Below are 26,375 nucleotides of genomic sequence, written 5' to 3'. Positions count from 1 at the left end.
ACTTTGCTAAATTGATATACATATTATTAAAATTTATTCTTAAAATAAGTACCTTGGTCAAATCTTTAAATTATTTTCAAAGAAAAGATTAAATAACCCAATATTTATTCATATAAAAACAAAAAATAATATGGAATTTCTAAATGGAATTAATGCATTGACATTGGTATTCACTTCGATACTGATTTTTGCAATTGCGTACCGCTTTTACGGAATTTATTTAGCCAATAAAGTGCTGCGTTTGAACGACAAAAACACAACTCCCGCACTGGAATTTGCAGACGGTAAAGATTACGTTCCAACCAACAAAAATGTACTTTTCGGACATCACTTTGCCGCAATTGCTGCAGCAGGACCTTTAGTCGGACCTGTTTTGGCAGCACAGTTCGGATATTTGCCGGGAGCAATGTGGATCTTAATCGGGTGCGTTTTAGGAGGCGGAGTTCATGATATGGTGGTACTTTTTGCTTCAGTACGACATAAAGGGCAAAGTTTAGCAACAATTGCCTCAAAAGAAATCGGAAAAACCACAGGAACAGTTGCCGGTTTTGCTATTTTATTTATTTTAATTTTAACTCTTGCGGGACTTTCACTTGCCTGTATCAATGCAATGCATGAAGCATCTTGGTCATTATTTACAGTGGTCATTACAATGCCGATTGCTATTATTATGGGATTAATAATGCGCTACAGAAAAAATTCGGTGACGTTTGCAAGTATTTTGGGAGGTATCTTATTGATTGCAGGAATCATCGGCGGACACAGTCTGATGCAGAATGAAACGATGAACAATATGTTTTCGTGGGATCTTACAACAATCTCCATTGCTATTCCTTTATACGGATTTTTAGCTTCTGTACTTCCGGTTTGGTTGCTTTTGGTTCCGAGAGATTATCTTTCAACATACCTTAAAATCGGAACGATTATTATGTTAGCAATTGGTGTGATATTTATTCACCCGACTGTACAGATGCCTGCTTTGACGGAATTTATTCACGGTGGAGGTCCCGTAATTGGAGGTCCGGTTTTACCATTCATTTTCATCGTTATTGCTTGTGGAGCTATCTCAGGCTTTCACGCAGTCATTGCAACGGGAACAACACCAAAAATGCTGAATAAAGAAAGAGAAATTCTTTTTGTAGGTTACGGTGCAATGCTTGTTGAAGGTTTTGTAGCCTTGATGGCATTAATTGCTGCATGCACATTAATGCCGGGAGATTATTTCGCAATCAATACTCCGAAAGATACTTATGACGCATTCTTGACTGCGCATCCTTCGCTACACGGAGTTGACATTAATTATTATTCAGAAAAAATAGGAATTGATCTTCACGGAAGAACTGGTGGAGCCGTTTCGCTTGCAGTAGGTATGGCTCATATTTTCAATAAAATTCCTTATATGGATCAACTGACTGCTTATTGGTACAATTTTGCGATCATGTTTGAGGCAGTATTTATTTTGACTGCGATTGATGCAGGAACAAGAGTCGGAAGATTTTTCTTACAGGAAATGCTGGGTTCTGTCATTCCAAAATTCAATGATAAAAACTGGATTCCCGGAATTATTATCAGCAGTTTACTATTTACTTTTGCTTGGGGATATTTAGTCTTCACTGGAAATGTAAGCAGCATTTGGCCATTATTTGGAATCAGTAATCAGCTTCTCGCAGCTTGTGGATTGATTGTCTGCACAACGATGCTCATACGTCTTAATCGAGGAAAATATGCACTTTGCTCAGCAATTCCGGGAGTTTTTATGGCAATCATTACTTTCTGGGCAGGCTATATTCAGGTTACAGATATTTATATTCCGAAAGGACAGTATTTACTGGCAAGTTTGGCTGTTGTTGCGATGGTTTTAATGTTGATTGTATTCGTAGGAGCTTTTAGAAAATGGTATCAATTGCTGCAGGTTAAAACTTCACACACTGATTTCTATGGTGAAACGGTGAAAGAATTAGTAGAAAGATAATTTAGATTAATACAATACATAAAACAGGCACAATATTAATTGCGCCTGTTTTGTTTTTAAGCTTTTTTAAATTTTAAAAATTCAATTTTTCTTAAGTTTCTCAACCCTCTTAATTTCATTTAAAAGTAACGGAAAAGCAGGATGAGCCATTCCGCCATGATCGAAACCATCAAGTTCGTATAAAACTGTTTCTTTATGACCTTTCAGCTTCATCATTCTCCACATGTAAGCATTTTCTTCATATCTTCCAAGTAATTCTTTCTCACGATCACCAGTTATTAAAAGTAAAGGTGGTGCATCGGAACGGATAAAATGAAGTGGTGCCATATCATCAATTCTTGCATCCAATTCATCAATTCCTTTTTCTTTTCTCGTTGTAAAATGAGAAATCATTTGTCCGCTGAAAGGGATAATTCCGGCTAATTGATTGGCATCGATTTTATACTTATTTAAATAAGATTTATCCAAACCAACCATGATGGCAAGATAACCTCCCGCAGAATGTCCGGTAATAAAAATTAACTTTTCACTTCCTCCGTATTTTTTGATATTCTTAAAAACCCAGGCTGTTGCAGCGGCTGCATCTTCAATATATTTCGGAGCATTTACTTTTGGTGACAATCTGTAGTTTACACCAATCACGGCAACTCCTTTATTTTTTAATTCTTCGGGAATATCTTTTTGTCCGCCAGTCAATCCGCCACCGTGAAACCAAATTATTGTCGGGAAATTCTTTATATTTTTTGGAACATAAATATCCAAAACACATCTTTCATTAATATAAGCATCTGATTTGTTAGTTTGCTCATCGTAATAATGAAGATTGGAAATAGTTTGATATTCCTGGGAAAAAAGTGGATATGAAATTATTGTGATAAAGAGAAAGATAAGAAACTTTTTCATTTTAAATATTTTGGAATTTAAAGATATGAATTTATAAAAAAACAGACTTTATGAAAAAGTCTGTTTGATAATTTATGATGAAATTTTTAATCTTAAATCTTCGTCAATTTAGCATATTTCAAGATCAGATTCTTCTCGCCTTCGTGTAAGAAAACAACTTTCGCTTTGATATTCTGCGGATCGGTTCCATCCAGGAATTTCACTTCACCGATTCCAAAACGGTCGTGTCTCACTTTATCTCCTACTTCAATATCCTGTGAAGAAGCTCCACTCGGATTAATGATTTTTGCTGTACTTACGGGCTTTAATTTTCTCGGCTCTGCAATCGGCTTATCATTTTCAGACTTAGAAATCGTTTTCTTTTCAATTTTTTTAAAGCTTTTCATTTCAGAAGGATGCTCATCAAAAATATTGGAAGTAATACCTGCATTGTTGATAAATCTTTTTTCGATCGCCGGATTTAAAAATTCAATATACTCTTCATTAACTTCACTTAAAAATCTTGAAGGTTCTGCATCTGTAATTTTACCCCATTGAAAACGGGAAACTGCATATGAGAAAAATGCCTGCTTTTCAGCTCTCGTTAATGCAACATAAAATAAACGTCTTTCTTCTTCCAAATCTTCTCTTGTCGCCGAACTCATGAAGCTCGGGAACAAATTTTCTTCCAAACCAACCAAATGAACGACTGGAAACTCCAGACCTTTTGAAAGGTGAATCGTCATCAAAGAAACCATATCTTCTTCATCATCTTTTCTTTGAGTGTCAGCAGAAAGTGCAATGTTTTCAAGAAAATTCGGTAAACTCGGGTCTCCATCTTCAATTTGCTGCTGCTCTTCGATGAAACCCTGCATTGAGTTCATCAATTCCTGAACGTTTTCTACTCTTGAAATTCCTTCCGGAGTTTGATCGTCTTTTAAAAATTTAATCAAACCGCTTCGCTTTGCCACTTCCATTGCAACACTGTAAGCTGTTTCTGTTTTAAGCAACACCTTAAATGCTTGGATCATTGACCAGAAATCGCTCAATTTAGTTAAAACGCCATTATTGAATTTCAATTGCGGAGCATACATTCCTAAATTGTCTAAAACTTTTGAAACCGGAATATTCTGCGAATCTGCAAAAACGATCAATTTATTTTGAGTCGTTTCACCAATTCCTCTTGTCGGATAATTGATGATTCTCATCAAAGCTTCAGAATCATTTTCATTGACTAAAAGGCGAAGATAGCCGATGAGATCTTTTACTTCCTTTCTTTGGTAGAAAGACAAACCTCCGTAAACTTTATATGGAATATTTTTACGCCTTAAAGAATCTTCGAATGCTCTAGTCTGAGAATTGGTACGGTATAAAATTGCAAAATCGCTGAATTTTTTCTGCTCTCTGTTTCTTAGTTCCCAAATATTTCCGGCTACGAAATTGGCTTCATCAGCATCAGAAAGTGAACGGTAAACCTTGATTTTTTCGCCTTCTTCATTTTCACTGAAAACATTTTTCTTAAACTGTTGCAGGTTTTTCGCAATCACAGCGTTAGCAGCATTCACAATATTTTGTGTCGAACGGTAATTTTGCTCCAATGAAACCGTCACTGCATCCGGATAATCTTTTTTAAAATTTAAAATATTGTAAATATTTGCACCACGGAAGGAATAAATCGACTGCGCATCGTCTCCTACCACACAAATATTTTCAAATTTTGAAGCTAAAGCTTTCACGATTAAATACTGAGAGTGATTCGTATCCTGGTACTCATCCACCAGAATATATCTGAATCTGTCCTGGTATTTTGCCAAAACTTCCGGAAATCTCGTTAACAATTCGTTGGTTTTCAACAATAGATCATCAAAATCCATTGAACCATTTTTGAAGCATGCTTCTACATATTTTTCATAAATTTTCCCGATAAATTTCATGTTGGCTTTTTCGTCAGCTTCTATTAATTCGGGATTGTTGTAATATGCTTTTACGGTAATCAGGTTATTTTTGTAATTGGAAATTCTTGCCTGAACTTTTTTAGGTTTATATAAATCTGCATCGATATTCATGTCTTTTAACACTTTTCTGATAACATTCAGAGCATCCTGCTGATCGTAAATCGTAAAGTTGGAAGGATAACCCAAGTAATGCGCTTCACTTCTCAGAATTCTTGCAAAAACCGAGTGAAAAGTTCCCATCCAAAGGCTTCTCGCATTGCTTTGACCCACCACTTTGGCGATACGTTCTTTCATTTCTTTTGCCGCTTTGTTGGTAAAGGTCAACGCCAGAATATTGAATGGATCTACGCCATTGGTAATCAAATGAGCGATACGCATCGTGAGCACACGCGTTTTTCCGGAACCGGCTCCTGCAAGTACCATCAGAGGTCCTTGTAAAGTGGTAACGGCTTCATATTGTGGTTCGTTGAGTCCTTTCAGATAATCCATACGGCAAAAAAAATTTGGGAACACAAAATTAGTGTATTATAAGGAGAATTCAAATTATCAATGTAAATGTTCAGAATTAGAATTTCAGTATAATTTCTTTAAAAATTTAAACAAAAAAATCAGCAAAAAAAATTCTGCTGATTGACTATATTGTAAGCTTTAAATTTATTTAGCGTAAGTTTTCAATCTGTCTACCATATCACCCAAATCGAAAGGTTTTGCAATAAAAGCATCTGCTCCTGCTTCTAGGGCTGATTGCTCTAATCCACGGCTCGCTGACATAATCAAAACCGGAATGTCTTTCAAATTTTCATCGGCTTTGATTTCTTTGCATATATCTCTTCCGTCTTCCCCGGAAAGCCACATATCCATTAAAATAACATTGGGTTTCGAATCTGCATTCAAAGTTTTCAGCATGTCTGAACCTTTATAAAATTTTTCAATCTCAAATCCTTCAAAATCCAGCATCATCTCTATCGAATCAACGATTGCAGGACTGTCGTCTACCACTAAAACTTTTGTTGCGTTAGGCATTTTGTTGTACTTTTTTACTTTTGGGGATTTCGAAGCAAAAATCAGACCCTTTTTCTTCGATTGATGACACGTAAATACGACCTCCTGTACGTTTGATGATCTCGGAAGATATATAAAGTCCCAAACCAAGTCCGGAAATTGTATGCTCTTTCGAACTGCTTACTCTGTAATATTGTTCAAACACCTTATTCTGTTTATCTTCGGGAATACCAATCCCGAAATCTCTAACGCAAAATTTGACATTGTTTCCGATCAGTTGAGTCGAAACGATCACTTCATCTGCATCGGGAGAATATTTTACAGCGTTACTTATAAGATTGCTCATGACTTGCGAGATCCGATGTCGGTCAGCAAAAACATTTCCTACCTCGGAATGATGAAAAGTGATTTTGTGTCTTGCAGTCATTTGCTGTTCGACAACAATCTCTTCTGCCAATTGATCGAAATCAAATTCAGATTCATTGAGCTGAATCTTTCCGTTCTGAATTTTTGTTACATCAAGCAAATCGCTGATCAGATTGGTCAGCAAATCAATCTGGTCATCCATTCTTCGGGCAACCTGTGCATTTTTGAGATCATTTTGTCTGACAAGATTTTTCTCGATAAACTGAGTATAAATTTTTAAACTCGTCAAAGGCGTTTTCAGTTCATGACTTGCAATTCCGAGAAAATTATCTTTCTGTGTCTGCAATTGTTTAAAATCATCAATATCGGTAAAAGTTCCGATCCACTGTTTGATGTTTCCGTTTTCATCATATGCGGGAACTGCCCTTCCCAAAAACCAGCGGTATACTTCAGGATGATCTGGATCTAAAAACTGATACTCCATTTCGAAAGATTTTCTCGTTCTCAGGCTTTCTTCCCAAACCACCATGACTTTCTCATAAACTTCAGGATTGATAATTCTTTTGATACCATCTGCCGGATCTTCATCTCTTTCAAAGCCTGTATATCTGTACCAGTTGTCATTCATATAGGTTATCTTGCCATCTTTGTCACAAGTCCATACGAACTGAGGCATAGAATCGGCGAGATCTCTGAACTTTTCTTCCCTTTCCTGAATTTCCTTTCTTGCACGAACCAAATCTGTAATATCAACCGCTACATTATAAATGGCATAGACTTCACCTTTTTGATTTTTTAAAGGCTTGTATGAAAAGTTGAAATAATACGTCTGAAGTTTTCCGTCAACTACCAAATCTACACGATCTTCTGTTGCAGTATAAGTTTTTCCGGTTTTAAAAATATCTTTAAGAATACCTATAAACGGCTGCCCTTCGAGCTCGGGCAAAGCATCTTCAAGTTTCATTCCTATCACAGAAGCATCTTTCCCCCATGTTTTGAGCATAAGGTCATTCGCAAGTTCTATATAAAGATCTTCTGAACGATAAATTGCCGTAGAATAGTCTGAGTTTTTTATTAAATCTTCAAAACGGTATTCACTTTCTTTCAACTTCCGTTCAGATATGACCTGATCTGTCATCTCTGTAGCAACTACACTTACCCCGATAATTTTTTTATCATCATTATAAACCGGCGAATAAATAAAGTCGAAAAAATGTTCTTCCAGATTCCCGAATTTTTCTAAAAAAATGGAAAGCTTATTACCTTTAAAAATTTCTCCTTTATGATATACATTTTCGAAGATTTCCACGAAACCCTGAGACTTGATTTCCGGAAGAACCTCAAACAGCGGCTTGCCAACAACGGAGGCATCTCTTCCCCAAAGCTCTATAATCTGAGGATTGGCATTCTCTATGATAAGATCATCACCTATCAGCAAACACATTGCTACAGGAGCTTGGCTGAATAAAGTGATCAATGATTCCTGTGAAACATTCTGCTCTAAAAAACTTTTCATGAAGTCTGTGTAATTGCGATTTAAAATTAATTCTAAAAATGAAAGAATTTTATGATTGAAATCAAATTCAGATTCCAACTTTTAAAACTACAAAATTTTCTTAAAAATCTGTAACATTTAATGTATTTTTGGCACTAATTGACAAAACAATTTCTATTTATGAAAAAACGACTTCTTAGTGCTGCAGCAGCTGCTTTTTTTGGAGTAATGCTAAATGCACAACAAATCAAATTCGAAGAGTATGATTTACCAAACGGTTTACACGTAATTCTTCATCAGGATAATTCTGCACCGGTAGTTACAACAGGGGTAATGTATCACGTCGGAGCAAAAGACGAGGTAATAGGAAGAACTGGTTTTGCTCACTTTTTTGAGCACCTTTTATTTGAAGGAACTCCAAATATCAAAAGAGGAGAATGGTTTAAAATTGTATCTTCCAACGGAGGACAAAACAACGCAAACACTACAAACGACAGAACGTATTACTATGAAACTTTCCCGTCAAACAACGAGCAGTTGGGGCTTTGGATGGAAGCTGAAAGATTACGCCATGCGGAAATTAACCAAATCGGTGTAGACACACAAAGAGAGGTTGTAAAAGAAGAAAAAAGATTGAGAATGGATAACCAGCCTTACGGAAATCTTTTCACAACAGTACAGAAAAACCTTTTCACCAATCACCCTTACAACTGGCCTACAATTGGCTCTATGGAAGATCTGAACGGTGCTAAATTAGAAGAATTCAAAGCTTTTTATAAAAAATATTACGTTCCGAACAACGCAACTTTGGTTGTAGCAGGAGACATCAAACCTGAGCAGACTAAAAAATGGATTCAGGAATATTATGGTGGAATTCCTAAAGGAACTGTTTATCCTAAAAACTTCCCGAAGGACGCTCCTATCACTCAGGAAAAAGAAGTAACAGCTACAGATCCGAACATTCAGCTTCCTGCTTATGTTTTCGCATACAGAACTCCGGCTAACAAAGAAAAAGATGCTTATATTCTTGATATGCTTTCTTCTTACTTAAGCAGCGGAAAATCTTCAGTTTTATACAAAAAATTAGTAGATCAGGAGAAAAAAGCGCTTCAGGTACAGGCTTTCAACCAAGGTCTTGAAGATTACGGTATTTTTGCATTCTTTGCGATCCCGATGGGAGCTACAACGAAGCAGACTTTGCAGGCAGATATTGATGCTGAAATCAAAAAACTTCAGACAACATTAATTTCTCAGGAAGATTATCAAAAACTTCAGAATCAGTTTGAAAACCAGTTTGTAAATGCAAACTCAAGCATTCAGGGAATTGCTGCTTCATTGGCAACAAACCACGTGTTGATGGGAGATACCAATTTGATCAATAAAGAAATTGACATCTACAGATCGATCACTAAGCAAGATCTTCAAAATGCTGCTAAAAAGTATCTTAATCCTAACCAAAGAGTAATCATTAATTACGTTCCTGAAAAAAAATAATCATTGAATAGATTATTAGATATTAGATTTCAGATAAAAGACTTTTCAACCCGTTTTTTATTAATCTCAATAAAATGATCAATTTAAATAAAGGATTATTAAAATTAAATTTTTACAAATGAAAAAGCAATTAACATATATAGCAGTAGCATTTTTATTCACAGGAATGCTTTCTGCACAAAAAATTGACCTTAATGCAATGCCGAAACCGGGACCAACTCCTGTGATCAACATTGCCCAGCCAAAAACTTTTCAGCTTAAAAACGGCTTGACCGTAATGGTGGTTGAAAACAACAAATTACCAAGAGTAAACATGAGCCTTTCTATGGACAGACAACCTTATTTCGAAGGTGATGTTGTAGGAGTAAGCGAGATCATGGCAGATCAGCTTGGTAACGGAACAACGACTTTAAGCAAAGACGAATTCAACAAAAAAATAGATTTCTTAGGAGCAAACTTAGGTTTTAATACCGGAGGAGCCTCTTCTAATTCACTTTCAAAATATTTCCCTGAAGTTTTAGGTTTGATGGCAGATGCGATTATCAATCCTAAATTTTCTGCTGACGAAATTCAAAAATCAAAAGAAAGATCTATTGAAGGAATTAAAAGTGAAGAAAAAAACGCTTCTGCTATCGCTTCAAGAGTTTCTAACGCTTTGATCTACGGAAAAAATACTTCAAGAGGAGAATTTGAAACGGTAGAATCTGTAAACAAAATTCAATTAGCTGACGTTCAGAATATTTACAAAAAATACTACGCTCCGGATAATGCATATTTGGTAATCGTAGGTGATGTGAAATTTGATAAGGTAAAACCATTGGTTGAAAAAGCATTCAGCAACTGGAAAAAAGCCAACACAACTTTCGCACCTCTTGAACCTGCTTCTAACGTTGCTAAGACAGAGATCAACGTAGTAGATGTACCTTCTGCAGTGCAATCTGTAGTTTCAGTAGGAAATATCAACACGTTGAAAATGAAAGACTCTAATTACTTCCCTGCTACAATTGCCAATTATATTCTTGGTGGTGGTGGTGAAGCCAGGCTTTTCATGAATCTTCGTGAGAAAAACGGATTTACTTATGGTGCATATTCAAGCATGAACGCAAGCAAATATTCTCCTGATTTCTCAGCAGAAGCAAGCGTAAGAAATGAAGTAACCGACAAAGCAGTAAAAGAATTCATGAATGAAATCAACGGAATTTCTACTGTGAAAGCTGACGAATTGGCAAACGCAAAAGCTAAATTAAAAGGAAGCTTCATCATGTCACTAGAACAGCCTGCAACCATCGCAAGATTTGCAGTAAGTCAAAAAGTGAATGATCTTCCTGCTGATTTTTATACAAATTACTTAAAATCAATTGATAAAGTAACTGCTGCAGATGTTTCAAACGCTGTAAAAGCTACTGTTTTACCAAACCAAAGCAGAATTTTCATCGCTGGTAAAGCGTCTGATATATCTGAAGGTTTAGAAAAATTAGGTTATCCTGTAAAATATTACGATACGGATGCAAATCCTGTTGCAAAACCAACTACTCAGAAAGTTGATGCAAGCGTAACGGTTGCTTCTGTTGTAGATAAATACATTACAGCAATCGGTGGAAAAGCAAACTTAGCTAAAGTTTCTTCTTACACGATGACAGCTTCAATGTCTATGCAAGGTCAAACTATTGATTTTAAAACGACAAAAGCTCAGGGAGGGAAAGAACTTCAAATTGTCTCAATGGGAGCAATGACTCTTCAGAAACAAATGTTTGACGGTAAAACTGGATATTCTGAGCAACAAGGACAGAAAGTTCAGATGACAAAAGAAGAAATCGCTGACAACCTGAAAAATACTGAACTTTTTGAAGAGTTAGGTTTTGCTAAATCTGCTGATTACAAATTAGCCGGAATTGAGAAAATTGGCGGAGAAGATTCTTATGCAATCAAAACTACCGACAAAACTTATTATTACAGTGTAAAAACTGGTCTTAAAACCGGAGAAACTGAAACTGTAAAAGCTCAAGGTCAGGAAATGACAGTTCCTACTGTGTATTCTAATTACAAAGATGTTGCAGGTGTGAAAATGCCTTACACAATCACTGTAAATCAGATGGGTATGGATATGACAATGAACGTAAAATCTTATGAAGTAAATCAGGCAAAAGACACTGATTTCAAATAAGAAATACACATATCATAAAAAAGCGGCGACAATTGTTGCCGCTTTTTGTTTTTAGTGAAATCTTTATTTTGCGGTTCTGTAAAAAAACATTAAATTTGCCCATTCAAAAAGATATTAGAATTAATGGATACTATATTTACACTATTGATGGTTCTTATTATGATTGCCAGCATTTTATTGGTAATCGTTGTTATGGCTCAAAACCCTAAAGGAGGCGGCCTTTCAAGTACATTCGGAGGTGCATCTTCTGCACAGTTTGGAGTACAGAGAACTAACGACTTTATGGAGAAGTCTACATGGACTTTAGGAGCGGTAATCATCGTTCTAATCTTAATCAGCGTAGTTGTTACAGGGAAACCTAAACAGGCTGCACCGGTAATTCCAACAGGTCCTACAAAAACTGAAGCTCCTGCTAAACAAACAGCACCTGCTTCTAAAACTACAGCTCCGGTAAATGTTCCGGCTACCAAATAAGAAATTATTTTTCAAGATAAAACAAAAGCAACTCAATCAATTGAGTTGCTTTTTTATTTGAGTTTGATAAGCTCTATTTTGTGTCTTAATCTTAAACCTGCTTTCAGAAATGAATATTGCAAGGGTTTTGCTTCACGGTAATATTTATCTATAAAAATCTGCATCGCTCCGTAAAATCTTTCGAGGTAAACTTCATCTTTTATGGTGCTTTCGCCTTTGTGATGTAAGATTGACACTTTGCCGTAATAATAATTCTGATAGCCATTTTTCAATAAAGTATAGCACAAATCGATGTCTTCACCATACATGAAATACTTTTCATCAAGTCCGCCTACTTTCTGATAAATTTCTTTTTTAACAAGAAAAAAAGCACCTGTGATGACTTCAATTTCTGCAATCTCAAATTCATCAACATCATTTCGATAATATGATTTTGAATTTTTCTTTTTAAAATTAGTAAACAGTTTTTCAAAAGAATTAAACATATCGGGAACTGAACGTTTGCTTTCAGGTAAAAAATTTCCGTTGGCATCGTGCATTCTTACACCAAGACAGCCGAAATTGTTTTTAGAATCAGCAAAATTTAAAATTTCATTTAAATAAAAACCTTCCAGTTCTGTATCGGGATTTAGGATCAAAAGATATTCTCCTTCTGCAGTTTGTATTGCTTTATTATTGGCTTTGGCAAAGCCTTCATTTTTTTCGGATGCAATAAATTTCACGTTTGGAAATTCCGGAATGAGATCACCCCACGAAGTGTCGGTAGATTTGTTATCAATCACAATAACTTCATAATCGGTTTCCTCTGCATATTTCTGAATAGAAAGAAGACAGTTTCTCAGGAGCTGAGTCACATTATAATTAACGATGATGATCGAAAGTTTCTGAGTCATTTTTAATCCTTTTCGTTATATGGAAGCCTGTTGGTGATTGATCTTCCGAGAGAAATTTCGTCAGCATATTCCAATTCGTCGCCTACAGAAATTCCTCTTGCAATACTCGAAAACTGAATGCCTGAATTCTTGAATTTCTTGTAAATGTAATAAGCAGTAGTATCACCTTCCATCGTTGCACTCAGAGCAAAAATAAATTCTTTGGCATGACCTTGCTGTAACTTCTTTTCGATACTTGGAATATTCAACTGATGAGGTCCTACTCCTTCCATCGGAGAAATTTTTCCGCCCAAAATCAAATATTTCCCTCTGTATTTTCCTGTATTTTCTATAGCAATAACGTCACGTACATCTTCAACGATACAAATCAGTTCATCACTGCGTTTATCGTTGCTGCAGATTTCGCAAATATCAAAATCGGAAAAGTTGTGGCATTCTTTGCAGTATTTGATTTCATTCACCAGATTGATGATAGAAGTCCCTAAACTTGTCGCTCTTGAATTGGGTTGTTTAAGTAAATGAAGTGCTAAACGCAAAGCCGTTTTCCTGCCAATACCCGGAAGTCCGGAGATTTCTTCAACTGCTTTTGCCAATACTTTACTTGGATAATCCATAAGGCAAAAATAAGAATTATAGTTGAGAGTTTTGAGATCGAAATATGTAGAAACAATACATTTTGATTTCAATTTTTCTTTTTAATTCTTTAATGTTTTCATCTTTAAATTATATAAAACCGTTATCTTTGATCAGCAAAATATTAAACAGAAAAAAATAAACTTAATGGCACTTAACAACCTCAATTATCCTCTGGATTTCAAATTCAAAATCACCACTTTAGCCAGCGACTTCAACATTACAGACAGACAAGGAAGCTCTGTAGCATATGTTCGTCAAAAAATGTTTAAACTGAAAGAAGACGTGATTGTTTTCAATGACGAAAGCAAAACCAAAGAGCTTTTCAGAATTCAGGCAAATCAATGGATTGATTTTAATGCCTCTTATTCTATTAAAGACACCATCGGAAAAAACTTCGGGAGATTAGCCAGAAAAGGAATGCGTTCTATCTGGAAATCGACTTATGATGTTTTGGATGAAGCTGATCAGGCTAAATTTACAATTACTGAAGACAATGCCTGGGTAAAATTTTTCGACGGAATGGTTGGTGAAATTCCGATTATCGGAATGTTTACAGGATATTTTTTAAATCCGACTTACACAGTAAAAGGCATTGATGGCAAAGAATATTTTAAGCTAAAAAAAATGCCGTCGATGTTTGGAAGAAGATTCCAGCTTGACAGACTTATTGATATTGATGACGAGGACGAAAGTTTGGTAGTTTTATCTTTATTAATGATGGTTCTGCTTGAGAGAGCAAGAGGATAAGCACAAAGTAAAGCGTTCAATTTTAAATAAATTTCAACAGATGAAATATCTTATTATCTTCTTTTCAGCATTATTATTAGTAGCCTGTAAGAAGGAGAAAGAAAACGTCTCAAATACAACTCCGACTGATTCTCTGAAAGTAGTAAAGGATTCTGTAAAAACAGATTCTACATCTGCAAATGTTTTGGTTGATGTATTTCCTTTTCCGAAAGAGATCAAAGAATGCTCTTGTTATTTTGCTAAGAACAAAGCAGATTTTGAAAACGAAAAATACATTTACGCCGATGATGCAGGAAAAACAGCTTACATGAAATTAGATGGTAAAAGACTCGCAATGAACCTCTTGTCATCAAGCGATATGGAAGCAGATGAAGAACTCACCAAAGAAATTGAAAATGAGAATTATAAAATTTCTGTAAAGGGCAAAAAAATAAAAAACGAAGAAGTGCTACTGTTTGAAGGAACACTTACTATTACAAAACCCGATGGCAGTGTTATCACAATGCCGATTTACGGTGAATGCGGATGCTAAACAGTTTCTAGCTTGCTTCTAACAAAAATAATGCTCCTGAATTTCGGGAGCATTTTTAATTTCGTAATTTTGATAAAAATAAATTTTATGGAACTATCAAACATAGAACCGCAGATCATTTGGAAGAATTTTTCCAAGCTGAATGCTGTTCCAAGACCATCAAAAAAGGAAGAAAAAGTAATTGCTTTTATCAAAGAATTTGGTGAAAATTTAGGTTTAGAAACTACGGTGGATGAAGTGGGAAATGTAATCATTAAAAAACCTGCAACCGCAGGAATGGAAAACCGTAAGTCGATTGTTCTGCAGTCGCATCTTGATATGGTTTGCCAGAAAAATAACGATGTAAATTTTGATTTTGAAACAGAAGGAATCAAAATGGAAATCGACGGAGACTGGGTAAAAGCAAAAGGTACAACTTTGGGTGCCGACAACGGTTTGGGAGTTGCCACAATCATGTCAATTCTTGAAAGTTCAGACATTCCTCATCCAGATCTGGAAGCTCTTTTCACCATCGATGAAGAAACAGGAATGACAGGAGCTTTAGGTTTAAAACCGGGACAGTTGACCGGACAAATCCTTTTAAATTTAGATACAGAAGAAGATGACGAAATCGACATCGGGTGTGCAGGTGGAATTGATGTAACAATAAGCCAATCATATGCTACAGAAACATCGAAAGGGCAAATCGTAAGAATCGAAGTAAAAGGTTTGCAAGGCGGACATTCCGGAATGGATATTCATAAAGGTTTTGGAAATGCCAATATAATCTTAGGGAGAATTCTTTATAAAGGTCTGGAAAATCAAAATATTCAGCTGATTTCTGTGGATGGCGGAAGCTTGAGAAATGCGATCCCGAGAGAATCTGTAGCACTTATTTCTGTAAGAAATGCCAATGAATTTATCGAGCAGGTAAGTAATGGGCTTAAAAAAGAAATTTTAGAAGAATTTGCTTCGATTGAAGCGGGACTTCAGATCAATATTGAAAACTCTACAAATTCTGAAAAGGCAATTTCTGAAGAAGATTCAAAGAAAATCATTTTGGTTTTAAAATCTCTTCACAATGGTGTTTACAGAATGAGCCCTGATGTAGAAAATCTTGTGGAGTCTTCCAATAATGTCGCAAGAGTAGAATTAAAAGGCGGGAATCTTAGAATTTTAAATCTTTCAAGATCATCCGTTGATTCATCAAAAGATTCTGTTTCGGAGCAATTGAAATCAGTTTCAGAATTGGCAGGAATGAATGTAGAATTCAGCGGGTCATATCCAGGCTGGAAACCAAAACCAGGTTCTGAAATTGTACTGCTGATGGAGAAGATCTATACAGAAAAATTCACAGAAAAGCCTCATGTTGTAGCTTGTCACGCAGGTTTGGAATGTGGTATCATCGGAGCCAACTATCCCGAAATGGAAATGGTAAGTTTTGGACCTACTATTAGAGGAGCTCACTCTCCTGATGAAAAGGCAAACATCCCTTCAGCACAGAAATTCTGGGCTTTTCTGAAAGATATTCTAGCGAATATTCCACAAAAATAAAAGAATAAAATATCCAAAGTCTTTTGATTTTGGATATTTTAATTAAATGATCCTATTTCATAAAATTACACTTGCTTAGATTCCTCCGGAATGACAAACATTGTGATAATTAGTAAAATCATTTGAGATATTTGTGTTTTTAAATACCAAAAAATTAAAATAATGAAAAGTATTACCGTATTCTGCGGATCGAGTTTTGGCTCGGAAGACATTTATAAAGAACAGGCAACTTTACTCGGACAGACTTTAGCCAAACAAAATATACAACTCGTTTATGGAGGTGCCAATGTCGGATTGATGGGTGCAGTTGCAGACGGGGTTTTATCTGAAGGCGGAAAAGCGATCGGCGTTCTTCCACACTTTTTACAATCAAAAGAAATTGCACATAAAGATCTTACAGAACTCATTCTCGTAGAAACCATGCACGAAAGAAAAACCAAGATGAACGACCTCTGCGACGGTGTAATTGTTCTTCCGGGCGGTTACGGAACTTTGGAAGAATTTTTCGAAATGATTACCTGGGCACAGCTCGGACTCCATAAAAAACCTATTGCTATTCTGAATATCAACGGATTTTATGATGATTTGATTAAAATGGTTCAGATAATGGTTGACAAAGGATTTTTAAAACAGATCAATCAGGAAATGCTTTTGGTGAGTGATACTATTGATGGGGTTTTAGAAAAAATGAGAAATTATAAAGCTCCGACGGTTGGGAAGTGGATTTCTAAGGAGGATGTTTAAATCCTTTATCTTTTAATAATAAGTATTTGACTTTTACAATTCATTTCCTTAATAAAAACTCAACTATGAAATATATTTTTACAGAAACAATTGAAAACTACTTAAATGAAAAGAAGAAAAATTATGGTAATACAAACTTCGCAATTAAATTTAAAGATGGTTTTCTAAAATCCATTGAAAGCAATATTTTAAATTCAAATCAATATAAAATAAAATCTTCCGTTGGCGGTGGTAATTGGGCAAATATTCCTTGATTGCTATTTTTGATAAGTTAGTAACTACTACCGCACAAAATGGCTATTATCCTGTTTTTCTTTTCAGAGAAGATATGACAGGTTTCTATCTATCTTTAAATCAAGGTGTTACTGAAATTTCTAAAACATACAAAAAAAGAAAAAAAGACGTTTTACAAATTAGATCTGAAAATTATCGAGCAAAAATAACTGTTAAGAATGATTTTAATTTAAAAAAAATTGATTTAAAACTTTCAAATAACCAACTACCAGCAAAATTGTATGAATATGGTAATATATATGCTAAATTTTATGATAGTAAAACTATTCCTGAATCTGATACTTTAATTAATGATTTAAATTATTTTTTAAGTATTTATCAAGAATTAATTTATAATGATAATGAAGAAATTAATGACATCTCGTCTAATAAAGTATTAGAGCACAAAAAATTAAAATATCATTATAGAATTGAAAGAAATCAGAGTATATCTAATAAAGTAAAAAAGATAAAAGGATATGTATGTGAAGCTTGTAATTTTGATTTTACAAATAAATATGGAGATCTTGGTCATGAATTTGTGGAAGTTCACCATTTAATTCCAATTTCTAGTTTAGATCCTGGTGAAGTTGAAATGGATTTAGTTACTGACTTCGCCACTTTATGTAGTAATTGTCACAGGATGATACACAGACTTGAAGATCCAAGTAAATTAGAAGAGCTAAAGCAATTAATAAAAAATGAATAAGATTAATATAAAAAAATAGAACTCCCGAAAATTGTTTTTTCGGGAGTTTATATTTTAAAGCTAAAAATTTCCTAAGGATAAGGAGCAATCGCCACCTCAAGACCTTCCATCGCATCTGCAATGTGAAGCTGACAACCCAATCTGCTGTTTGGCTCTACATGGAATGCTTCACCAAGCATAGCATCTTCCTCATCGCCCATTGGTTCAAGTCCCGGATCTTTAATGACGTAAACCTGACATGAGGCGCACATTGCCATTCCGCCGCAAACTCCGATGGTTCCTTCCTCTGCCAATTCGTACGAACGGATAATTTCCATCAGGTTCATTGACATATCTGTAGGAGCTACGATATCGTGGGTTAAACCTTCCCTGTCAGTAATTCTTATATTTATATCACTCATTTTTCTTGATGTTGTTAGTTGTTGGTAATTTGAAAAAATTTGCTGTAAACCGACAACCAAAATCCAAAAACTAAATTAATCTATTTTCTTCACAACCGCTTTCTCAGCTTCCTTACGGCTTCCGTCGAAACCGTCTACTCCACTTACTGTGGTATATTTTAAAACGTATTTTTTACCCGGATTTAATCTGTTATAAACACTTTGACACATTAAAGTCGCCTCATGGAAGCCACACAGAATCAACTTTAGTTTCCCTGGATAGGTGTTAATATCACCGATTGCATAGATTCCTTCGATATTGGTCTGATAATCTAAAGCGTTGTTGACAACAATGGCATTTTTCTCAATATTCAGTCCCCACTGAGCAATTTCTCCCAACTTAGGAGTCAACCCGAATAATGGAATAAAGTAATCTGTTTCAATATCAAAAGCTTCCTGACCGTCAACCTGAACTGTGATTGCCTCCACTTTTCCGTCCCCTTTTATAGCAGTAACTTCTGCAGGAGTAATTAATTTAATTTTCCCCTGATTTTTCAGATCCTGAACTTTTTCTACAGAATCCAAAGCTCCTCTGAACTCATTTCTTCTGTGAATTAATGTCACTTCACTTGCAACATTTGATAAGAAAACGCTCCAGTCAAGTGCAGAATCTCCGCCTCCCGCAATTACAACTTTTTTGTTTCTGAAATGTTCCGGCTCTTTTACGAAATATTCAAGACCTTTTTCTTCATAATCAGCAACATTCTCCATTGTTGGTTTTCTTGGTTCAAAAGTTCCCAATCCTCCTGCAATTGCAATCGCTTTACATCTGTGAACCGTTCCTTTGTTGGTGACAACTTCAAACCATTCATCATCCACTTTAGTATAAGAAACTGCAGTTTCCCCTAAAGTAAAACCAGGTTGAAACTGTTTAATCTGTTCCATTAAATTATCTACCAATTCACCTGCATTTACAGACGGATAACCAGGAATATCGAAAATAGGCTTCTTAGGATACAACTCTGCCAATTGTCCTCCAGGTTGAGGAAGAGCATCGATGATATGGCATTTCATTTTAAGCAAACCTGCTTCAAATACAGCAAAAAGTCCCGTTGGTCCCGCCCCAATAATCAATATGTCTGTCGTTATCATAATATAAAGATAATTTAATTGTATGTAGCTGCAAATTTACTAATTTTAATGCGAAGCATATTTAATTGAACTTAAATAAAAAACTGAGATTTATCAAATTCCCTACCTTTAAAACCTGCATTTTAATTGGCAGTGTTTTTGTAAAAATTTAAATTATGAAGAAATTATTTTATATAGCAGCGATATTTGTTTTCTTTTCAGGTAAAAGCCAGATCACAAATATTAATGATGGAGAATCTTTAACACTCCGAATTCACTACGGTTTTCTGACCGCAGGATCGGCAAACCTTACAGCAAAGAAAACCAACTATAAAGGCGTTCCTCACTTATATGTAAAAGGGACAGGACAGACAACCGGTGCAGTGAAAGCTTTTTTTAAAGTGGAAGATTTATATGAAAGCTACATCAATATGCAGACAGAGCTGCCAAGTTACTATGTAAGAAACGTAAAAGAAGGAAGCTATTCTCAACATTTGCAGACCGTTTTCAATCACGACAACAATACTTTGGTTTTAACGGATAAAAAAACACCTGCAAATGGTTCCAAAACCATAAAATCTGTAAAAGGTGTTCAGGATATGCTTTCATGCTTTTATTTTTTAAGAAGTAAAACTCCCGCAGAACTGAAGACCGGTACTGTTTTTAATATGAATGTGTGGATTGATGATGAGATGTTTCCTTTTCAGCTTAAAGTAATAGGAACTGAAAATTTAAAGACAAAATTCGGAACTATCAATGCTCTGAAAATTATTCCATCTGTAAAAAGCGGAAGAGTGTTTAAACAGAAAGAGGGTGTTACAATGTGGGTATCAAATGATGCAAACCATATTCCGCTGTTGCTGAAAGCTGAATTGGCTGTAGGCTCTTTAAAAGCAAGTATTGATAATTATAAAAATGTAAAATATCCTTTGAAATTTGTAAAATAATTGCAATTATAATTTAAATAAAACTTGATAAAAAAACAGAGCGGCTTCTTTGCAGAAGCCGCTCTTAAAATATTAAGGTTAATTATAGTAAAGTTTATTATTTGACAATCATTGAAAATTTGAATAAAAAATTCAGCTATCTGAATTTCTCCTGTATCTGTCACAGAGCATAAGAGCTCTGCGACTATACTAAGGATTACAACAGTTGTGTTTTTAGAATCTTCTAAATCATTTAGGGTTTGAGTATGATTTACAAAGCCTTTCAACTCTTGTAAAACAGCACTCTGTATTTTTCATTTGTGTTTCTACCTCCCCAAATTAAAATTCTACAGTTTCAATATTAATTTTTTTTCAAAATATCATTATGTTTATGAAAGATTAAATAGTAACATTTATCTTGAGACAAAAATACTAACATATCACTATATGATTACTTAAAATCATATAGATAAATGTCGCATTGATTGTAGATATTTATCTACAAAATTTAAAATGATTATTTGAATTAAGAAAAAATTCAGATAGGAACTTTAATGATGTTCTTTAACTAATTCAATCAGTTCCACAATATTTTCAACTTTCAATTTTTCGAATATGCGTTTTTTGATTGTACTTACGGTATTTTGTTTAAGATCAAGAAGGTTGGCAATTTCAAGGTTTCCATAACCTTTAGCATACAGCTCTGCAATCTGTAATTCTCTTTCTGCTAGAACAGACAGGGGATTAATAAGTTTTTGATCTCTAAAAGAATTCATCAGTAAAGCCTGGGTTGCAGCAGAAATATACTCTCCTTCTTCTTTTATTTTGAGAATAGCCCTTTTTATCTCTTCTTCTTCACTCAACTTACTTAGAAAGCCGTTTGCTCCGGCGTTGATGAATTTAAGAGAATGCGTACTTTCATCAATTCCTGTAAAAATAAGGATTTTCGTTCCCGAACGTATTTTTTTTATTTCCGGCAGAATATTAAGACTATTTCCATCAGGAAAATGAGCATCAATAATGGCAATATCAATGGGGTTTATTTTTATTATTTCCAGTGTCTGCTGTAGATTGGAAGCATGAAAAACTACATGCTCCAAAAACAAATCTTCCAATAGAAATGCAACTCCCTGTCTTATGAGGCTGTGATCATCCGCAAGAAGAAAGTTGACAGAAGTGCTATCTAAATGATTCATTTATTGATCTTTAAATTAAGAGAAAAAGAAACAGTTGTTCCTTCATTGAACTCACTTTCAACCGAAATATTGCCTGAGTATAGTTCCACAAGTTCTTTACACAGGCTCAAACCAAGACCTGCACCCAGATTTTCAACCTCATCAGAAATAACTCCCTGATAATAAGGTTCAAATATTTTTTCTAGATCTGATTTTGAAATCCCAACACCTGAGTCTGTAATATTCGTTACCAAAGCAACCGTATTTTCATCAACAGGTTCTGCTGAAGTTCTTACGGTAATCTCTCCGTTTTCTGTAAATTTATTAGCATTACCAAGAATATTCATAAAAAGCTGATTGATTTTTGTGTTGTCAGAATACACTACAAGATTCGGATTGATGTTTTTATGAATGATAAATTTGTTATTTCTTGTCTGAATATAAGGTTCTATTGAGTTTAAAATTGAATCAATCTCGTTGCTAAGATTAAAAACGACAGGGATTAATTTATTTTCAACATGCTGATTTTTGGTATATTCAAGAATCTGATTCGCCTGCATCAACAAAGTATTATTGGTAAAGCTTATTGACTTTAAATATTCTTTAATGCTTTCATCAGTAGTTTTCTTATTAATTCTGTTGATGAAAATTCCGATGATTTTCAATGGTGACCTCAGTTCGTGGCTCAACATCCCAAGAATTCTGTTTTTGAAATTTAAATTTTCTTTGATCTGTCTGTTCGCAGCATTCAGTTTTCTTTCATAAATAAATGCTATTCTCGTAAAATACATGATCAATATAGAAACGATGAACATCAGAATCATTAGTCCCAAAACCAGATACATCCTGATGGTATTACTTTCCGAATTTTGGTCTGCATATTCTTTTTCAAGATCAGCTTTAGAATCTTTCACGGCAAATTCATAAACATTCATCAATTCATTACTGTAGACCAAAAGATGATTAAAAGTTGTATAAAGATTGGTACTGTTGGTGTTGCTATTATTTTGCTTTTTGATAATATTATATTGTATCTTCTTAACTTCCTTAGAATAATGATTATTAACCAGATTCATCACACTGTCTAATTCCGTCTTCATCCTTGTAGCCATGGGTGTTGTACCGTTTTTCACAGTTACAACTATACTGTCTTTTCGTACGTTTTCTTTTCCTGCGATTGCATCTCCCAAACGTCCGAATAATCCTTTCTTTTTTATAGTATCTGTGTAAGTCTTTTTCTGTACTTCAAATTTATCAAAGTTAAAATCGTACTCAAATCTTTTGAGTTTGGGCATCTGATCACGGATTTTGAGATTTGAATTTGTTGATAATTGAGAAGTCGAATCAACAAGAAGCTTTAAATTCTTCACTTCTAAAGTATCTTTTTTAAGTGATATCAGAATATTTTTCAGTTTCGGATTTTTATATCTGAAATGATTGATACTGTCTAATTTTTTTGTAAGTCTGTTTATAGAATTAAAGTAAGATTTTAAATATTCATCATCATTGCTGATTACATATTTCTGAAAAAAAACCTGTGCATTCACAAGTTCTTTTTTCGAGGCATCTGTAAGATTCTCAAGTTGACGAAGTTCTTTTAACTGGTTTTCGATAAAAGTTAAATTTCTCCGGCTGACAAACTCGTTATAAAAAAAACCTGCTATGGTAATCTGTATTAATAAAATACATGAAATAAGAGAATAAAGAACAATTTTTCTCAACCTAAAATTCAACGTCTTTTTAAACATTCTTTGTGTAAATTATTCTTATAAAAGTAATAAAAAATTCCTGTAAAAAATCATTTTACAGGAATTCTATTTATTTAATTATAAATTGATTATAATGTCTTAAATTGTTCTAGTGTTCTTTTATCATTTTCGAAGAACATCCTGATATCGCTCATTTGGTAAAGAAGCATCGTAATTCTCTCAATACCCATTCCGAAAGCATAACCGGAATATTTTTCAGAATCTATATTTACGTTTTTTAAAACTGCGGGGTCTACCATTCCGCAACCCATAATTTCAAGCCATCCTGTTCCTTTTGTAATTCTGTAATCTGTCTCAGAATTTAGTCCCCAATACACATCAATCTCTGCACTTGGCTCTGTAAAAGGAAAATATGAAGGTCTCATTCTGATTTTTGACTTCCCGAAAAGCTCTGTTGTAAAAAACTGAATCGTCTGTTTCAAATCTGCAAAACTTACCTTTTCATCAATATACAAACCTTCGATCTGATGGAAAATACAGTGCGAACGAGAAGAAACTGCTTCGTTTCTGAAAACTCTTCCCGGAGACAAAATTCTGATCGGCGGCTGGTTTTCTTCCATATAACGGATCTGAACCGAAGAAGTATGTGTTCTTAAAAGAATATCAGGATTCTGCTCGATAAAAAAAGTATCCTGCATATCTCTTGCCGGGTGATATTCCGGTAAATTAAGTGCCGTAAAATTATGCCAGTCATCTTCAATCTCTGGTCCGTCTGCAACAGCAAAACCGATCGATTTAAAAATATCGATAATTCTGTTTTTTACTAAATTGATCGGATGTCTTGATCCTAAATCTAACGGAAAAGCAGGTCTTGTAAGATCTTCTTTTTCAAGAACAACAGAAGACTCGGAAGAGTTTTTAAAATCCTCCAGTTTTGCTGCAACAGCCTGTTTCAAAGAATTGATCTTTTGTCCGAAATCTTTTTTCTGATCGTTGGGAATGGTTTTTAATGTTTCATAAAAATCATTTAAAACTCCTTTTTTACCATTATACTTGATTCGGAAATTTTCAATTTCATCTTTGGATGTTGCGCTGAAGTTGTTTACTTCGATCAGTAATTCTTCTATCTTTTCTGTCATTATATTAACCCTTTCAAAAATGTATCTGCAAAAATAAGGTTTTCCAATTAAAAAAGTTTTGAAATTATCATAAAAAAATCTGCCTTTTCAGACAGATTGTAATATTTTTTGTGAAAATCACTTTTTCATTTTTCTTATAAAGCGAATGAGGAAATAAATTATCACCACCAATAATCCACATATGAGAAATGGCGCCAAAGAATATCCAAAATCATAAGTTCCTTCGTAAGAATTCATTTTAAATTATTTTTTTTCTAAAGCTTTTACATTAATCTGAAGAGTCACCTCATCTTTGATCACTCCATTTTCAGCAGGACTTTGAAATTTCACTCCAAACTCTTCTCTCATAATATCTTTAGGTTCCGTTGCAATGCTCACCATTCCTTCGTTTACAGAAACATTTGCTTTAAATTGAATAGGTTTTGTAATTCCTTTTATCGTTAAATTTCCATCCAAAAGTGTATTATAATCACCTTCTGCGGATGGAGTTACTTTTGTGATTTCGTAAGAAGCAGTCGGGAATTTTTCTGTTTCAAAGAAATCTCCGCTTTTCAGATGACCGTTTAGCTTTCCTAATTGATCTGCATCATCTTTTAAATCTACAGAAGTAAGAGAATTCATATCTGCAACAAATTTTCCACTTTCTAGTTTCCCGTCTTTTACAGTAACATCTCCGCTTTCAAAAGTTATCGTTCCAAAATGACTTGTATTTTCAGATTTGAAAACTTTATAACCCTTCCATTCTACCTTGCTGTTTAAAGTATCAAGCACATATTTGTTACCGTCTTTTGTGGTTGTAACATCACTACTCTCACCCGTTACAGGTTTTTCTTTCTGGCACGAAACTAATACAGCTGCAAAAAGCACAGGAATAGCAAGGGAAAATAATCTTCTTTTCATATTGTAAGGTATTTTTTTAAAGATTTAGAGATCGCATCTGCTTGTAGCAGGATAAAATTTCTCTGATGATGCGATTTTTTTATAATAATTTTAACGTTATGCTAAATTACTAAAAATATGCCAGTCTAATGTAAAACCACTATTTTTGTATAATGCTATTAGAGATAAACAACTTACATTTTTCGCATACCAAAGAAAAAACTTTGTTCCAAAATTTCAATCTCAAACTGGGTGAAGGAAAAACAATTGCATTAGCAGGAGAAAGTGGTTGCGGGAAATCTACTTTACTGAGTCTTATCTACGGACTTCTGAATTGGGAAGAGGGCGAGATCACTTTTGAAGGTAAAAAACTGATGGGCCCTAAAGGAAATCTTGTTCCAGGAGAAGCCGAAATGAAATTTGTTGCTCAGAATTTCGACTTGATGCCATATGCAACTGTAGCCGAAAATGTGGGGAAATTTATTTCAAATATTAATTTTGCAAAGAAAAAAGAGACTGTGAATGAGCTTTTGGATGTCGTTGGGCTATCGGAGTTTGCAAATGTACTGCCAAAAAACCTGAGTGGCGGACAACAGCAGAGAGTTGCCATTGCAAGAGCACTTTCAGTTTTACCTAAATTACTTTTACTGGATGAACCTTTCAGTCATCTTGATTTTGCACGTAAAATTGAACTTCGAGAAAAGCTTTTCCGATATGTAAAAGATAAAAACATTTCTCTGATTATTTCAACGCACGAACTTCAGGACATTATTCCGTGGCTTGATCAGATCGTGATTCTGGAAAATGGAAGATTGATACAGAATGACAATGCTGAAGAAACTTACAAAACCCCTTATAATATATATGTTGCTAAACTTTTTGGTGAGGTCAATATTTTTTCAGAAACCGAAAAATCTGAGTTTGGAATTTCAAATTTTGCCTATTATCCACATCAGATAAAAGTTGCAGATCATGGTTTTGATGCAGAAGTTTCGGAAAGCAGATTTGCCGGAAATCATTATTGGAATAAGATCATTTCTAAAGGTAAAGAGATCATCATTCATACCGATAAAGTATTGGAAGGAAGTTTAAAAATTACTTTTTAATTTAAAAATTAACATTTTATTCAGACTCTCAATGTTAGTTTGTGGATAAATTTAATTTA

24 protein-coding genes are annotated in these 26,375 nt (G+C 34.4%); 12 read left to right on the top strand and 12 right to left on the bottom strand.

What is annotated here, in order from left to right; translation table 11 throughout:
- Window positions 1–130: 130 nt before the first annotated feature.
- Window positions 131–1,972, top strand: a complete 1,842-nt coding sequence (locus K0R77_RS12510; protein ID WP_300352779.1) for a carbon starvation protein A — start codon at window positions 131–133, stop codon at window positions 1,970–1,972.
- An 81-nt stretch (window positions 1,973–2,053) separates the two neighbouring features.
- Here K0R77_RS12510 and K0R77_RS12505 read toward each other — a convergent pair whose 3' ends face one another.
- From K0R77_RS12505 to K0R77_RS12490, 4 genes are all read right to left on the bottom strand, one after another.
- Entirely contained in the window at window positions 2,054–2,875 is an 822-nt protein-coding gene (locus tag K0R77_RS12505; protein ID WP_300352776.1) for an alpha/beta hydrolase, read from the bottom strand.
- A gap of 92 nt (window positions 2,876–2,967) precedes the next feature.
- Complete coding sequence (locus K0R77_RS12500) at window positions 2,968–5,298, bottom strand: ATP-dependent helicase (protein WP_300352774.1); 2,331 nt, start codon at window positions 5,296–5,298, stop codon at window positions 2,968–2,970.
- A 165-nt stretch (window positions 5,299–5,463) separates the two neighbouring features.
- Window positions 5,464–5,832: a response regulator gene (locus K0R77_RS12495; RefSeq protein ID WP_300352771.1), complete on the bottom strand. Its 369-nt coding sequence runs from the start codon at window positions 5,830–5,832 to the stop codon at window positions 5,464–5,466.
- Window positions 5,825–7,693, bottom strand: coding sequence for a PAS domain-containing protein (locus tag K0R77_RS12490; RefSeq protein ID WP_300352769.1), 1,869 nt, complete (start codon window positions 7,691–7,693; stop codon window positions 5,825–5,827). The genes K0R77_RS12495 and K0R77_RS12490 overlap by 8 nt, the downstream gene beginning before the upstream one ends.
- Window positions 7,694–7,852: 159 nt before the next feature.
- On the opposite strand from K0R77_RS12490, the gene K0R77_RS12485 reads away from it, so the two are divergent.
- The 3 genes from K0R77_RS12485 to secG all read left to right on the top strand — a co-directional run bounded on the left by K0R77_RS12485 (window position 7,853) and on the right by secG (window position 11,804).
- The gene (locus K0R77_RS12485) at window positions 7,853–9,166 is read left to right on the top strand and encodes a pitrilysin family protein (protein WP_300352767.1); all 1,314 of its coding nucleotides are present in this window, start codon (window positions 7,853–7,855) and stop codon (window positions 9,164–9,166) included.
- A 118-nt stretch (window positions 9,167–9,284) separates the two neighbouring features.
- Window positions 9,285–11,330, top strand: a complete 2,046-nt coding sequence (locus K0R77_RS12480) for a pitrilysin family protein (RefSeq protein ID WP_300352763.1) — start codon at window positions 9,285–9,287, stop codon at window positions 11,328–11,330.
- A 123-nt stretch (window positions 11,331–11,453) separates the two neighbouring features.
- Window positions 11,454–11,804, top strand: coding sequence for a preprotein translocase subunit SecG (gene secG / locus K0R77_RS12475; protein WP_300352760.1), 351 nt, complete (start codon window positions 11,454–11,456; stop codon window positions 11,802–11,804).
- Window positions 11,805–11,857: 53 nt separating this feature from the next.
- Here secG and K0R77_RS12470 read toward each other — a convergent pair whose 3' ends face one another.
- Together K0R77_RS12470 and recR are read right to left on the bottom strand one after the other, a co-directional pair.
- Window positions 11,858–12,697, bottom strand: coding sequence for a glycosyltransferase family 2 protein (locus K0R77_RS12470; protein ID WP_300352757.1), 840 nt, complete (start codon window positions 12,695–12,697; stop codon window positions 11,858–11,860).
- Between the two features lie 2 nt (window positions 12,698–12,699).
- A complete protein-coding gene (recR, locus tag K0R77_RS12465) occupies window positions 12,700–13,311 on the bottom strand; it encodes a recombination mediator RecR (RefSeq protein WP_300352754.1) in 612 nt (203 codons plus the stop codon).
- Window positions 13,312–13,477: 166 nt separating this feature from the next.
- On the opposite strand from recR, the gene K0R77_RS12460 reads away from it, so the two are divergent.
- The 6 genes from K0R77_RS12460 to K0R77_RS12435 all read left to right on the top strand — a co-directional run bounded on the left by K0R77_RS12460 (window position 13,478) and on the right by K0R77_RS12435 (window position 17,871).
- The gene (locus K0R77_RS12460; RefSeq protein WP_300352751.1) at window positions 13,478–14,080 is read left to right on the top strand and encodes a hypothetical protein; all 603 of its coding nucleotides are present in this window, start codon (window positions 13,478–13,480) and stop codon (window positions 14,078–14,080) included.
- A 40-nt stretch (window positions 14,081–14,120) separates the two neighbouring features.
- A complete protein-coding gene (locus K0R77_RS12455) occupies window positions 14,121–14,612 on the top strand; it encodes a hypothetical protein (protein WP_300352749.1) in 492 nt (163 codons plus the stop codon).
- Between the two features lie 87 nt (window positions 14,613–14,699).
- Window positions 14,700–16,145, top strand: coding sequence for an aminoacyl-histidine dipeptidase (locus K0R77_RS12450; RefSeq protein ID WP_300352746.1), 1,446 nt, complete (start codon window positions 14,700–14,702; stop codon window positions 16,143–16,145).
- Window positions 16,146–16,307: 162 nt separating this feature from the next.
- Window positions 16,308–16,889, top strand: coding sequence for a TIGR00730 family Rossman fold protein (locus K0R77_RS12445; RefSeq protein ID WP_300352743.1), 582 nt, complete (start codon window positions 16,308–16,310; stop codon window positions 16,887–16,889).
- Between the two features lie 65 nt (window positions 16,890–16,954).
- Window positions 16,955–17,143 (top strand): DUF3578 domain-containing protein, encoded by a 189-nt coding sequence (locus K0R77_RS12440; RefSeq protein WP_300352740.1) that lies wholly within the window; start codon window positions 16,955–16,957, stop codon window positions 17,141–17,143.
- Window positions 17,125–17,871 (top strand): DUF3578 domain-containing protein, encoded by a 747-nt coding sequence (locus K0R77_RS12435; protein WP_300352738.1) that lies wholly within the window; start codon window positions 17,125–17,127, stop codon window positions 17,869–17,871. The genes K0R77_RS12440 and K0R77_RS12435 overlap by 19 nt, the downstream gene beginning before the upstream one ends.
- Window positions 17,872–17,942: 71 nt before the next feature.
- Here the strand turns inward: K0R77_RS12435 and K0R77_RS12430 are convergent, their stop codons facing one another.
- Together K0R77_RS12430 and K0R77_RS12425 are read right to left on the bottom strand one after the other, a co-directional pair.
- Window positions 17,943–18,272, bottom strand: coding sequence for a ferredoxin (locus K0R77_RS12430; RefSeq protein ID WP_300352735.1), 330 nt, complete (start codon window positions 18,270–18,272; stop codon window positions 17,943–17,945).
- A gap of 75 nt (window positions 18,273–18,347) precedes the next feature.
- Window positions 18,348–19,403 carry an NAD(P)/FAD-dependent oxidoreductase gene (locus tag K0R77_RS12425; RefSeq protein ID WP_300352733.1) on the bottom strand — a complete coding sequence of 352 codons (1,056 nt, stop codon included), beginning with the start codon at window positions 19,401–19,403 and terminating at the stop codon, window positions 18,348–18,350.
- 155 nt (window positions 19,404–19,558) lie between these two features.
- On the opposite strand from K0R77_RS12425, the gene K0R77_RS12420 reads away from it, so the two are divergent.
- Window positions 19,559–20,329 carry a DUF3108 domain-containing protein gene (locus K0R77_RS12420; protein WP_300352730.1) on the top strand — a complete coding sequence of 257 codons (771 nt, stop codon included), beginning with the start codon at window positions 19,559–19,561 and terminating at the stop codon, window positions 20,327–20,329.
- Window positions 20,330–20,859: 530 nt separating this feature from the next.
- Here the strand turns inward: K0R77_RS12420 and K0R77_RS12415 are convergent.
- From K0R77_RS12415 to K0R77_RS12400, 4 genes are all read right to left on the bottom strand, one after another.
- Window positions 20,860–21,504, bottom strand: coding sequence for a response regulator transcription factor (locus K0R77_RS12415; RefSeq protein ID WP_300352727.1), 645 nt, complete (start codon window positions 21,502–21,504; stop codon window positions 20,860–20,862).
- A complete protein-coding gene (locus K0R77_RS12410; protein WP_300352724.1) occupies window positions 21,501–23,231 on the bottom strand; it encodes an ATP-binding protein in 1,731 nt (576 codons plus the stop codon). The genes K0R77_RS12415 and K0R77_RS12410 overlap by 4 nt, the downstream gene beginning before the upstream one ends.
- An 89-nt stretch (window positions 23,232–23,320) precedes the next feature.
- On the bottom strand, window positions 23,321–24,331 hold the full coding sequence (gene pheS / locus K0R77_RS12405) for a phenylalanine--tRNA ligase subunit alpha (RefSeq protein WP_300352721.1): 1,011 nt from the start codon (window positions 24,329–24,331) through the stop codon (window positions 23,321–23,323).
- 243 nt (window positions 24,332–24,574) lie between these two features.
- On the bottom strand, window positions 24,575–25,231 hold the full coding sequence (locus tag K0R77_RS12400) for a YceI family protein (protein ID WP_300352718.1): 657 nt from the start codon (window positions 25,229–25,231) through the stop codon (window positions 24,575–24,577).
- A 152-nt stretch (window positions 25,232–25,383) separates the two neighbouring features.
- Between K0R77_RS12400 and K0R77_RS12395 the strand changes: the two genes are divergently transcribed.
- Entirely contained in the window at window positions 25,384–26,316 is a 933-nt protein-coding gene (locus K0R77_RS12395; protein WP_300352716.1) for a sulfate/molybdate ABC transporter ATP-binding protein, read from the top strand.
- Window positions 26,317–26,375: the final 59 nt, after the last annotated feature.

The sequence above is a fragment of the Chryseobacterium sp. genome (assembly GCF_029240215.1).
Lineage (GTDB): Bacteria > Bacteroidota > Bacteroidia > Flavobacteriales > Weeksellaceae > Chryseobacterium.
This window is presented reverse-complemented; position numbering and strand designations above follow the sequence as displayed.